Here is a 12,103-nt window from a genome sequence, read left to right on the forward strand (position 1 = left end):
CGGCACCGTACTTAACATAATGTATATTATCGGCGTTCTACTCAAAGCCGAGAAGAAGGCATCTGCAGCTGTATGTACGACAGAAATGGCCGTGAGCGACGAATGCGTCGCTCACGGCCATCTTAAGGCTCACGATTCACAGAGCACATGTCGGTGACTGCGAACCGGTGAGCATCGGGTGATCGTGCGACCTCAGCCGCCGATGGTGACGTTTCCGCCGAGGCCGACCTTGCCGCCATCGTCCTTCTTGCCGTCGTCGCCACCGGATCCGCCGCCGTCATCGGCTGCGCCGTTCTTCTTCGTGAGCCCGGCCTTCTCGCCACAGACAGGCCATGCGCCCGGGCCCTGTTCGTCCAGCGTCTTCTGGGCGATGCGGATCTGTTCCTTCTTGCTGGCCTTGTGCGGCATTCCTTCACCGCCGAAGGCCTTCCAGGTCTGTTCGGAGAACTGCAGACCGCCGTAGTATCCGTTCCCGGTGTTGATGTGCCAGTCACCGCCGGACTCACACTCGGCGACCTTGTCCCAGACGCCCCCCGAGGCCGCCTGTGCCGGTGCCGCTGCGCTCATGCCGGTCATTCCGGCGGCTGCGACAGCGCCGGCGCCGACGAGCAGGGCGACCTTGCGAAGGCTAGTGCTGTAGAGGTTCACTGTGTATCTCCAAAGTACGACTGCATTTCGGTTCTGTAACCCGGTCGTTACCGAGTCGTTATACACCGTAACGAATCGAACGCCGCATTTGAACCCGAGAGCGCAGAATCTGCATCCGAATCGCCTCAGTACAACCTCAGCGGATCCTGAACGGAGACGACTCCCCTGGCCGTCCACCAGCAGTTCTGCACCTGCTGAGGCATTTGCGCATCAACCGCTCACATAGGCGGCAAGATGCTTCGCAGTCAGCGATCCGGTCTGCTCGGCACCCGCGACGAGCTCAGCAGGACTGCCCTCGAAGACGATGGAGCCTCCGTCGTGTCCGGCACCGGGTCCCAGGTCGATGATGTGATCGGCATGAGCCATCACGGCCTGATGGTGTTCGATGACGATGACGGTCCGTCCGGAATCGACGAGTCCGTCGAGCAGACGCAGCAGGTTCTCGACATCGGCCAGATGCAGCCCTGTCGTCGGTTCATCGAGGATGATCACCTGCGCCGCATCAGCGGCCTTCGCCGACAGATGCACCGCCAGCTTCAGTCGCTGTCGCTCTCCCCCGGACAGAGTCGTCAGCGGCTGTCCCAGACTGACATAGCCCAGCCCCACCTCGGCGAGGACACCCAGAATCTTCACGACCACGGGAATGTGTGACTCCCCCGCACCGAAATGCTCGACCGCCGCGTCCACCGGCAGATCCAGAACCTCACGGATATTCAGCCCGGCCAACCTGTACTCGAGCACCTCGGGTTGGAACCCCTTGCCCTCGCACTCATCACACGGTGCTGACACACCGCCCATGAGCGCCATATCCGAATAGATGATTCCGGCGCCGTTGCACACCGGGCAGGCGCCCTCGGAATTTGTGCTGAAGAGGGACGGCTTGACTCCATTGGCCTTCGCGAACGCCTTCCGGATGGGCTCGAGCATTCCCGTATAGGTGGCAGGGTTGCTGCGCCGGGACCCCTTGATCGGAGCCTGATCGATCATCACAACCTCATCGCGGCCCCGCAGGGATTCCTCGATGAGGCTGCTCTTGCCTGATCCGGCGACTCCGGTGATGACGGTGAGCACACCGCGGGGCACATCGACATCGACATCCCGCAGGTTATGCGCGTGAGCACGTCGGATCTCGAGCGCTCCGGTCGCTTCCCGGACCGTGTCCTTGAGCGCCGCCGTATAGCCGAGGTGGCGGCCGGTGAGCGTCTCGGATCCGCGGAGTCCGTCGACCGTGCCGGTGAAGGTGACCTCTCCCCCGTTCTCGCCGGCTCCGGGTCCCAGGTCGACGATGTGATCGGCGATGAGAATCGTCTCGGGCTTGTGCTCGACGACGAGGACCGTGTTGCCCTTGTTCCGCAACGCCAGCAGCAGTTCATTCATCGACTGGATATCGTGCGGGTGCAGACCGATCGTCGGTTCGTCGAAGACGTAGGTGACATCGGTCAGCGAGGATCCGAGGTGACGGACCAGCTTGATCCGCTGTGCTTCTCCCCCGGACAGCGAGCCTGCCGATCGGTCCAGGGACAGATATCCGAGTCCGATGTCGTCGAATGCCTGCACATCCGCTCGCAGGGAGTCCAGCAGCGCCGAGGCGGTGCCGGGTTCGATCTGGTCCAGCCAGTCCGTGATGTCTGAGATCTGCAGAGCGCAGACGTCGGCAATCGACTGTCCGGCGATCAGTGAGGACCGGGCGGCCGGGTTGAGCCGAGTTCCCTCGCATGCGGGGCAGGTGGTGAAGACGACGGCGCGGTCGACGAATTCGCGGATGTGCTTCTGCATCGAGTCCCGGTCCTTGGACAGGAACGACCGTCGGATGCGCGGGATCAGCCCGTCGAAGGTGATGTTCGTGCCGTTGATCTTGACTTTCTCACCTTCGGCGTAGAGCAGATAGTGACGCTCAGTCTCATTGAAGTCGGCGACGGGTTTGTCCGGGTCGAAGTAGCCGGATTCGGAGAACATGCGCACCGACCAGCCGCCGGGTTTGTACCCGGGGACGGTGATGGCTCCGTCGTTCAAGGATTTCGACTCATCGACCACCTCGGCGATGGAGATGTCCGTGGCCGTGCCCATTCCCTCACAGTGCGGGCACATGCCTCCGTTGACGGAGAAGGACTTGCGTTCAACTTGCCTGCCTTCGCCCTTGTCGATGGTCACCGCGCCCTTCCCACTGAGGGTGGCGACATTGAAAGAGTAGGCGTTCGTCGATCCGAGGTTCGGCTCTGCCACGCGGGCGAAGAGGGTCCGCAGCTTCGCGTTGATGTCCGAGACCGTGCCCACGGTGGAGCGCGGATTCGCTCCGATGCGTTCCTGATCGACGAGGATGGCGGTGGTCAGTCCCTCGAGGACGTCGACCTCGGGGCGTGCCATCGCCGGCATGAATCCTTGGACGAAGGCAGAGTAGGTCTCGTTGATCATCCGCTGGGATTCGGCGGCGATGGTGTGGAAGACCAGCGAGCTCTTGCCGGACCCGGACACGCCGGTGAACACTGTGAGGCGGCGTTTGGGGATTTCGACGCTGACGTTCTTGAGGTTGTTCTCTCGTGCTCCGCTGACGCGGATGAGATCGTGGCTGTCGGCTGCGTGCACGCGCTTCAGCCCCTCTGCTGGATGCGGATCATGTTGCCTGCAGGATCCCGCAGGGCGCAGTCGCGCAGACCATAGGGTTGGTCCATCGGCTCCTGCACGATGTCGGCGCCCTTGGCCTCGACCTCGGCGAAGACCTCATCGACGTTCGAGCTGGCGAGCACGATCGCGGCATAGCTGCCCTTGGCCATGAGCGCTGCGATGGTCTCACGTTCGGTGTCGCTGATCGTCGGGTCGGTCACCGGCGGGGTGAGCACGACGGATGTGTCCGGTTGGCCGGCCGGCCCGACTGTCAGCCAGCGCATTCGTCCGGATCCGACATCGAGGCGCAGTTCGAAGCCGAGGACATCGCGGTAGAAGTGGAGGGATTCTTCGGCATCGGTATGTGGCAGGAAGCTGGCGTTGATCGAGATGTTCATGACAGCAATCGTAGACTGCTCAGCCCGGTGGCACTTCTCGATTCCTGACCGGTCGCAGTGCGTTCTTCACCACGATCGTCGGCAGCCGGTGTTCCCCGGCTGCGATGCCGTCGCGGTAGCGGGTCGGTGAGAGTCCGACGAGTTCGCTGAAGCGGGTGCTGAAGGTGCCCACTGAGGAGAAGCCGACGGTGAAGCAGATATCGGTGATCGTCAGATCCGCGCGTCGGATGAGCGCCATGGCCCGTTCGATCCTGCGAGTCATGAGGTATGAGTACGGGGATTCGCCGAAGGCCGCTCTGAACCGGCGGCTGAGGTGTCCGGCAGACATGTGCGCACCTGCGGCCAGATCCACCACGCTCAACGGCTGGTCGAACTCCCGGTCGATGCGGTCACGGACCCGACGCAGAGCCACCAGCTGGTCGTTCACCCTGCGTCGATGCCCTTCTTGAGGGTGCGTCCGCGGAAGAAGTCCGGATGGCGCACCGACTGGATGATCATGATGACCACGCCCAGTGCCAAGACCCCGATGCCGAGGACGAAGACGAGTCCGATGCCGAAGACCGAGGATCCGGATCCGTAGTCGGGGTCGAGTGAGTCGACCGCTGTGGTGACGAAGATGACCAGCAGGGTCACTCCCCCGATGAGCGGGAACAGGAACCGGAAGAAGAAGGTGCGCGCCGAGGTGAACAGGCTGCGTCGGAAGTACCAGATGCAGGCCAGGCCGGTGATGCCGTAGTAGAAGCAGACCATGAGTCCCAGAGCGGTGATCGTGTCCCAGAGTGCGTTCTCCGAGAGCAGACGCATGACGACGTAGAAGATGATCGCCGCTCCCGCCGAGGTGACTGTGGCCACCGACGGTGATTTGTACCGCGGGGAGACGCGGCCGTACTTCTCCGGCAGGGCTCCGTAGTGGCCCATCGCCAGGATCGTCCGCGACGGTGAGACCATCGTCGCCTGCAGCGACGACAGCGAGGAGGAGAGCACGGCGATGGATACGAGCACCGCGAAGGGCCCCATGACCGGGCCGGCGAGTGAAGCGAAGATCGATTCCTGATTCTCCGGGTTGCCCGCGCCGAGTCCCTCGGTGCCGACTCCGGCGAAGGAGATGACAGCTATCGTGCAGGCGATGTAGATGATGACGATCGCCACGATCGTGAGCATGGCTGCCCGGCCGGGAGTCTTCTCCGGGTCCTTGGCCTCCTCGTTCATCGTGATCACGGTGTCCCAGCCCCAGAACAGGAAGATGGAGAGTGAGACTGCGGCCGCGACAGTGGAGAAATCACCGGCAGACAGCGGGTTGAACCAGTCGAGTGAGACCGGGGTCGGATCATAGGCCGTGCCGTTCGAGGCCTGCACGATTGCGGCGACGACGAACCATCCCAGGGCCAGCACCTGGAAGGCGACGAGCCAGACCTGCAGCTTCTCGGTGGCTTCGACGCCCCGGTAGGACACCCAAGCCGCGGCAGCGGTGAGAATGATCGTGACCGGAATGTTGATCCACAGGACGCGGGTGAGGTCGGCGATCTGCGGGTCGGAGAACATTTGGGACAACAGCAGGAAGAGGAAGTCCACCGCCACGGCTGCCAGGTTGGACAGCACGAGGACGGTGGCGGCGACGAGACCCCATCCGCCCATCCACCCCAACCAGGGCCCGAATGCTCTGGTCGCCCAGGTGAAGGTGGTTCCCGAATCCGGCATAGCCGTATTGAGTTCCCGGTAGCCGAAGACGACCAGCAGCATCGGCACGAAGCCGATGAGCAGCACGGCCGGGGTGTGCACCCCGACCTCAGAGATCGTCGGGCCCAGTCCCGAGGTCAGCGTATAGGCCGGAGCGATACAGGAGATGCCGATGACGGCTCCCCCGATGGCACCGATCTTGCCGGCGGAGAGCCCCTTGGCGCTCAGTCCGCTCGAGTTCGTCGACGGCGACGGCTGTGTGCTGCTCATGGATCAGGACTTTTCGCCGAGGATCCTCTCGGCGGTCGCGGTGCCGATGCGCACTGCTCCGTCGACGTGCTGGTAGCCCTCGGCGGCGATATCGGAGCTGGCGAAGTGGATGGGCCCGACCGGGTCGTTCTGGAAGGGACCCCACCTGTGCAGACCGCCGAGGTCGTAGCTTGTCGCATATGCTCCCCGAGTCCATTCCTCAGCACCGAAGTCAGAGAGGTAGAACACGCGGGGGTCGAGTGCCTTCGGACCGAGGAACTCGGCGAGGGCTTCGAGAATCTTCGTCCGCCGGGTGTCTTCGTCCAGCGCCCACATGGCATCGGCATTGACATCTGAGATGAAGCCGACGAGGGTGCCCTGCTCTTCACCGTGATTCGTGTTGTCGTAGACCTCTTGGACGAGGCGAGAAGCGCCGAAACCGGTTCCGCAGAGCCCGTCTTCACGCCAGAACGGGCTGTCGTATGTGGCGTGGACTTTGATGACGAGTCCCATGGACTGGTGCTGATGGAAGATCTGCTGGAGCCTCGGCAGCGGTGGTGAGTAGCTGATGCGTGAGTAGAGGTTGGGCGGAACGGCGACGATCGCCGAGCGGGCGCTCACACACAGCTCGTCAGTTGAGACGCTGACTCCGGTCTCCGACCATTCGATCCGGCGCGCCGGCTGCTCTAGGCGGACGGTGTCCGAGCCGAGTTCCTCGGCCATCTGCTCCGAGACCGACTGCATTCCGCCGACGACGCGACGGTCGAGGATGAAGTGATCGTCGACGAGGTTCGTGAACGACCCCGCCGAGGCGGCCATGAGGATGGCCTGGAGAGTTGAGAAGGTGGTGGCGGGCTTGGTCAGCATGCCGCCGGCGACGAACAGTCCGATGTTCTCGCACGCGAGTTCGTCCTCGGACTGTTCACGCAGCCAATGGTGGAAGGAGATCGAGTCGAGTTCGGCGGCGTCATCGGCATCCCAGGGAGCATTCGGACCGATACGAGCGGCGAGTTCGTCGAGAAGGCCGATGAGACGTTCCATCTCCGCCTGGGTCGACTCCCCTACCGGGAACATCTCCCCGGAATAGACGGTGCGGCTGCCGTCGGGAGCGATGTACACGCTGTCGCCGTCACGGTGCCTCGGGTAGGTCTCCTTGCCGAGTTCGTCGACGAGGGCGAGCAGCGCGGTCTGGTCCGGGGAGATCCACTGTCCGCCGATTTCGAACATCTGGCCGTCGATGTGCTCGGTCCAGGTGCGTCCGCCGACTCTGTCACGAGCTTCGAGGACGATGACGCTGCGTCCGGCCCTGCGCAGCCGGCGGGCTGCGCTCAGACCCGAAGGGCCTGCTCCGATGATGACGACGTCACAGGATTCTTCCGACATGGCGATCTCCTCGAAAGGGGGTGTGTTGGTGACTTCAGGTTAGCCAGACCACAGTCGAAAGCCAAGGTCAAAAGTAGGAATACGGATTCCGCACTGACAGAATTATCCGGACGTATACGCACGAATCTGCGACTGATTACTTGCGTATAACCCGGCATTAGGTTCGAAATTCGTTTAACTGCGAGTGCAACTTCGGAATCCGCAGGTCAGCGTCGGAACGCTTCGCCTCACTGCACTTCGTATTTGCCGTTGATCTGTCCGGCACCGACGCCGCCGACTGCCTCCATTGCTGCCTTGGACAGATCGAAGCAGCGATTGCCGTGGTAGGGGCCGCGGTCGTTGATGCGCACAGTCACGGATTTACCGCTCGCGGTGTTCGTGATCTTCACCTTGGAGCCGAACGGCAGTGTCTTGTGAGCCGCGGTGAGCTTGTTCGTATCGAAGCTCTCACCGTTGGCGGTCTGTTTGCCGTCGAATCCGTCACCGCCGCCGTAGTACGACATCGGGCAGCTGCCGGATTCGCCGCTTGACCTGCCGGAGTTCGATGGCCCGTCGTTCTCATCGGCGGCACCGCCGCTGGACGACTCTCCCCCGCCGGTCGAACCTTCGGTCTTCTTGTCAGCGGTCTTCGACGGCTTCGGACTCGGCGTTTCGACATGCGTGTCGATCGTGACCTCTGCGGGCTTCTCCTTGGCCTGCTTCTTCGCCTTGGCGAGGAACTCGTCCGTGGCCTTCGTCGGCTCGGAGACGGCGACGGCGGGATCTTCGGCCACCACCTCGCCGCCCGTGGAGGAATCGCTGGGAGCCATTGCAAGGCTCGATGCGACGACGGCAGCCGTTGCGGCTGTCGGCACGATGAAGGCGGAGAGCACTGGGCGGGTGCGGACCGCCGCCAGCACTCCCCCAGCGGTGTTCTGCCGGCCGGCGGGTGCGTGGCGGCCAGCCTTCTTCTTCGCCGTCAGCGCAGAGAAGATCGAACCGGTCTGCTTAGTGCTCGGTGCTGAATGTCTGCCCACAGTGGTGTTCCTCGTCGTCATCAGTCAGTGCTTCGGCAACTCGGAGATGCGGGGGAAGACCTCTCGCGACGGAGCGCTCAAGGAGGGACTCCAAGTTATCGGATCGTTATGTTCACTGATTCTAATTAAGGAACTGTTACAAAAGCAATGTGGCACGCCGGATCGGTGTGCCACAGAGAAGAGAGCCTGCTCACTGAGTCTGTTCGCGCGTCGCCGGCCAGGGGCCGTTCTCGGCCGGAGCCGAACTCAGTGACAGTCAGCGCGGCTTGCGCGTCACCAGTTTCCGGACGCCTTCGGCTCCCGTCGTCACGGTTTCCTGGGCCCTGTCGAAAGCCCGTTCGACCTTGCCGCTGCGCACAGCGTCATCTATCGCATGTGAGACGCTCCCCAGGGCACGGTTGACGCTGCTCTCCGTGGCTTCGATGAGGCGGGAGGTCGAGGCCGCCTCACGCACGTTCTTCACACCGGTGCTCGCAGCACCGTAAGCGCGTCCGGCAGCCCGGCGTGCACGTTCGGTCGGGGTCTTCGCGGTCGCGTCGATGACGTCGTCGGGTTCGATGGGTTCGCGGTGTGAGCTCATAGGTCCATCCTTGAACAGACCCCCTGCGAAATCAACACCCTGATTAGGATTGGACCATGAATTTCCAGCCGGAGATCAACGCAGACCCAGAGATCATTGCGCACCGTGGCGGTTTGTGGCCGGGGATGAGCGAAAACACCCTCGATGCCTTCGCCGCTGCGGCAGCGTCCGGGGTGCGGTGGATGGAGACTGACGTCCACGCGTCCGCTGATGGTGTCCTCTTTGCCGCGCATGATGCCGATCTCACCCGCATCGCCGGACTGTCCCATTCCATCCGCGAGCTCGGTGCGGACGACCTCGATGATGTCGAACTCCTGGCAGGAGGGCGACTCTCCCGCCTCGAGGCCCTGCTGGAGACCTTGCCGCAGGTTCTGTGGAACATCGATGTCAAGGCACCGCACAGCATCGGTCCGATGATCCGCTTCGTTCACAATTTCGATGCCGCCGATCGTATCCGTCTCGCCTCCTTCGACTCGGGAACCCTGCGTCGCCTGCGCACCGCTCTGCCCGGTGTGCGCACGTCGACGGGAACGACGGAGACCGCGCTGTTCGCCCTCGGTCGCCTGCCGGGAGTTCCCGATCACGGGGCTGCTCCCCTGCCGCCGGGAGCCGACGCACTGCAGGTGCCGGCGTCGTACAAGCGGATCCCTGTGGTCACCGCTGACTTCGTCGACCGAGCTCATCGCTCGGGTCTGCACGTCCACGTCTGGACGATCAATGACGAACAGGCGATGCAGTCTCTGCTCGGCCTCGGAGTCGACGGGATCGTCACCGATGACGTGGAACTCGGCCTCGACGTGCTGGCCCGCCGACGGGGTTGAGCCGAAGAACCACTCGAGTGGAGGACCCGACCTCCGATCGCAGGGGCTGCCTCTTTCGCGTAGTGACTGCCGCGCCGCAGGGGCTGCTGTGCGAATGCCGCCGTAGCCTGTCGGCGAGGAATATTCGGGCACGGTAGACTGTTACATTGCGTCCAAGGTGTGCAGTCGAGTCGGAAGGTCTTAGATATGAGCGAACGCAGTCTCCGCGGAACACAGTTGGGCTCGCGCAGCCTCGAAACCGAGGAGGGCGTCGAGCCGGCACCCCGCCAGATGGTCGAGTTCGAATGCGAAGACGGAACCCGTTTCAAGGTGCCGTTCTCGATCGAGGCCGAAGTCCCCTCGACCTGGGATTCCGGTCTCCACGGAATCGGTGTCCGCGTCGGAGTCAACGAACCCGATGGTGAGCCCGTCAAGCATGTGCGCTCCCACTGGGACATGCTCCTGGAGCGCCGGTCCTTCGACGAACTCCAGGTGCTCCTCGACGAGCGCCTCGCGATCCGTCGCGGAGAGGTTCCGGCTCAGAGCTGATTCAGCTGCGCTGAGAGCACTGAAGGGGTGCAGGTCCTCCGACCTGCACCCCTTTTTGCTACCTGACGGCGGCTCAGCAACCTGGCGCCAGGTTGCTGAGCCGCCGTCAGGTAGCAATTTTGGGAGGTCAGGTGGCGGGCTCGGAACGGCCCAGCAGGCGACGCACCTGTCGCCGACGGCGAGTCAGCCCCCAGCCTGCGACCTTCGTGAAAGCCTCGGTGATGATCGAACCGCTCATCTTCGATTCACCTAACTCGCGTTCGACGAAGACGATGGGCACCTCCGCGACTCGGAAACCGGCTTCGACTGTGCGATAGGTCATGTCGATCTGGAAGCAGTATCCCTGCGACTGCACACCGGAGAGGTCGAGAGCCTCGAGCACAGGGCGGGTGTACGCGCGGAAACCGGCCGTCGCGTCCTTGACTCCCAGGCCCATGACGGCGTTGACGTAGACGTTCGCGCCGCGGGAGAGGAAGTACCGAGACCGGGGCCAATCGACGATCTCTCCGCCCGGCACCCACCGTGACCCGATGATGAGATCCCCTCGCCCCTGCCGGGCGGCGTCGAGCAGCTGTCCCAAGTCGAGTGGGCGGTGAGAGCCGTCGGCGTCGAACTCACAGATGATCTCGTAGTCACGCGCGAGTGCCCATTCGAACCCGGCGATATAGGCCATGCCGAGTCCGGACTTCTCGGTGCGGTGGAGAACATTGATGCGGGAATCTGCGCGAGCCTGCTCATCGGCCCACTCTCCCGTCCCGTCGGGAGAGCCGTCATCGACGATGAGGACATCGACGTCGGGCTGCTGTTCGAACAGTCCGGCCAGCGTGACGGGAAGGGCGAGGCGTTCGTTGAAGGTGGGGATGACGACAAGAATCTTGGAAAGCACGGACTCCACGATACGCGGTGGCTGGTCCGGACAATGAGTCGACACCCCCGCCTTCGGACCACGCTGCCGGAGCAGTGAGTTATCTATTGACGGGAGTGCCGACTCCATCCCGCATCAAGCGGAATGTTCACTTCGAATCTAGTGGCCGACCCAGACTTTGCAAAATCGCTTTGACCTGGACTGATAGTTGTATTCGCAGGTCAGAGGCTTAAGAGCGCTACTGAAATTTTCCCGACTTCGGCGTGTCGGCTGGACACGCCGACATGTGCGACTGGGTCGGCGGGACCGTGGACGCCCGACCTCGCCGAGGCGGTCCCACACAACCGGTGACCCGTTCGACTCAGAGTTCGACGCGAGTGGGCAGCGCCACGTCCGGCGACAGCTCGGGCAGTCCCGGTGTGCCCGACCGCGGATCGGTGCTCCAGGCCGCGACTCGCGGGTCGGCGACCTGGACGACGAGACGTTCGACCTTCCATCGCACGATGTCGGCATCGGCTCCGGGTGCGAGGACTCCGCCTTCGGGATTGCCGGCCGCACGATGAGCGAAGCGTGTCGCGGCGTTGAAGGCGGCTCGTGCGCCGATCCCTCCGTCACCGACGACCGCATTGCGCACCGCCGCCCAGGGCGACGGGTCGGAATGGCTGAAGGACACCTGCGCTCCGGCCGCCAGAAGCTGGGCCAAGGGCTGTGGCTGCGCGGGGTCCAGAGTGATGGCGATTCCGCTGCGCCCGAGGAGTTCGACTTGGGTCGCCGGAACGGCTAAGTCCAGACGCAGACGATATCCGTGACTCTGGGCATGAGCAGCATCAGCACTCAGCGTCTCGAGCACAGCGGTGAGCTGCTCATCCGAATCGACGAGGATGAAGAGGCTGAGCGCCGGAAGCTCATCGAGCCTGATGAGATCGGCGGCCGCAATCGAGGCGCGACCGGCCTCACCGGATTCAGTCGGCTGCTGCGGGTAGTCGACGACCGACAGTCCGTCAGGAGCATCGGCGGCGAGCTGTGCGACTGCCTCGGCGGTGCCGATCGCATGCACATGCGTGAACCCCTGCGCGTACAGGTCGGCAGCGGTCGGCGCCGAATCGTTGACGATCAGCCCGGCGTGGACGAAGCCCGGCGTGAGGAAATCCTCACCGAGGTCGATCGCGTCGGGGTCCAGAGCCTTTGCCGCTTCATCGGAGCCGATGAACGAGACCTTTCCGTCCGCGCATCCCAAGGCAGTCGCAAATGGGTCGACACTGCTGTAAACATCTCCACCAAAGTACATAGTCACAGCCGACAGGCTACACCGTCGGCTGCCGCGGCTACACCTGTGT

Annotated in this window: 12 protein-coding genes; 2 read left to right on the forward strand and 10 right to left on the reverse strand. The window is 63.5% G+C overall.

What is annotated here, in order from left to right:
- Nucleotides 1-192: 192 nt before the first annotated feature.
- The 8 genes from EB835_RS04325 to EB835_RS04360 form a co-directional block, all read right to left on the reverse strand.
- A complete protein-coding gene (locus EB835_RS04325) occupies nucleotides 193-648 on the reverse strand; it encodes a transglycosylase family protein (protein ID WP_276605980.1) in 456 nt (151 codons plus the stop codon).
- Between the two features lie 210 nt (nucleotides 649-858).
- A complete protein-coding gene (locus EB835_RS04330; RefSeq protein ID WP_240688538.1) occupies nucleotides 859-3,231 on the reverse strand; it encodes an excinuclease ABC subunit UvrA in 2,373 nt (790 codons plus the stop codon).
- Nucleotides 3,232-3,236: 5 nt separating this feature from the next.
- Nucleotides 3,237-3,656, reverse strand: a complete 420-nt coding sequence (locus tag EB835_RS04335; protein ID WP_240688562.1) for a VOC family protein — start codon at nucleotides 3,654-3,656, stop codon at nucleotides 3,237-3,239.
- Between the two features lie 10 nt (nucleotides 3,657-3,666).
- A complete protein-coding gene (locus tag EB835_RS04340; protein WP_135808262.1) occupies nucleotides 3,667-4,074 on the reverse strand; it encodes a helix-turn-helix transcriptional regulator in 408 nt (135 codons plus the stop codon).
- Nucleotides 4,071-5,594 carry an APC family permease gene (locus EB835_RS04345; protein WP_135808263.1) on the reverse strand — a complete coding sequence of 508 codons (1,524 nt, stop codon included), beginning with the start codon at nucleotides 5,592-5,594 and terminating at the stop codon, nucleotides 4,071-4,073. The genes EB835_RS04340 and EB835_RS04345 overlap by 4 nt, the downstream gene beginning before the upstream one ends.
- Nucleotides 5,595-5,597: 3 nt before the next feature.
- The gene (locus tag EB835_RS04350) at nucleotides 5,598-6,956 is read right to left on the reverse strand and encodes a flavin monoamine oxidase family protein (RefSeq protein ID WP_135808264.1); all 1,359 of its coding nucleotides are present in this window, start codon (nucleotides 6,954-6,956) and stop codon (nucleotides 5,598-5,600) included.
- A gap of 227 nt (nucleotides 6,957-7,183) precedes the next feature.
- On the reverse strand, nucleotides 7,184-7,993 hold the full coding sequence (locus tag EB835_RS04355) for a septal ring lytic transglycosylase RlpA family protein (protein WP_135808265.1): 810 nt from the start codon (nucleotides 7,991-7,993) through the stop codon (nucleotides 7,184-7,186).
- A 235-nt stretch (nucleotides 7,994-8,228) separates the two neighbouring features.
- A complete protein-coding gene (locus EB835_RS04360) occupies nucleotides 8,229-8,552 on the reverse strand; it encodes a hypothetical protein (protein ID WP_135808266.1) in 324 nt (107 codons plus the stop codon).
- A gap of 56 nt (nucleotides 8,553-8,608) precedes the next feature.
- On the opposite strand from EB835_RS04360, the gene EB835_RS04365 reads away from it, so the two are divergent.
- Both EB835_RS04365 and EB835_RS04370 read left to right on the forward strand, forming a co-directional pair.
- On the forward strand, nucleotides 8,609-9,373 hold the full coding sequence (locus tag EB835_RS04365; protein WP_240688539.1) for a glycerophosphodiester phosphodiesterase family protein: 765 nt from the start codon (nucleotides 8,609-8,611) through the stop codon (nucleotides 9,371-9,373).
- Between the two features lie 186 nt (nucleotides 9,374-9,559).
- Complete coding sequence (locus tag EB835_RS04370) at nucleotides 9,560-9,901, forward strand: RNA polymerase-binding protein RbpA (RefSeq protein WP_135808267.1); 342 nt, start codon at nucleotides 9,560-9,562, stop codon at nucleotides 9,899-9,901.
- Between the two features lie 127 nt (nucleotides 9,902-10,028).
- On the opposite strand, the gene EB835_RS04375 is transcribed toward EB835_RS04370, so the two are convergent.
- Both EB835_RS04375 and EB835_RS04380 read right to left on the reverse strand, forming a co-directional pair.
- Nucleotides 10,029-10,787, reverse strand: a complete 759-nt coding sequence (locus EB835_RS04375; RefSeq protein WP_240688540.1) for a polyprenol monophosphomannose synthase — start codon at nucleotides 10,785-10,787, stop codon at nucleotides 10,029-10,031.
- 340 nt (nucleotides 10,788-11,127) lie between these two features.
- Complete coding sequence (locus EB835_RS04380) at nucleotides 11,128-12,054, reverse strand: metal-dependent hydrolase (protein ID WP_135808450.1); 927 nt, start codon at nucleotides 12,052-12,054, stop codon at nucleotides 11,128-11,130.
- Nucleotides 12,055-12,103: the final 49 nt, after the last annotated feature.

The sequence above is a fragment of the Brevibacterium sp. S22 genome, assembly GCF_004745485.1.
GTDB lineage: Bacteria > Actinomycetota > Actinomycetes > Actinomycetales > Brevibacteriaceae > Brevibacterium.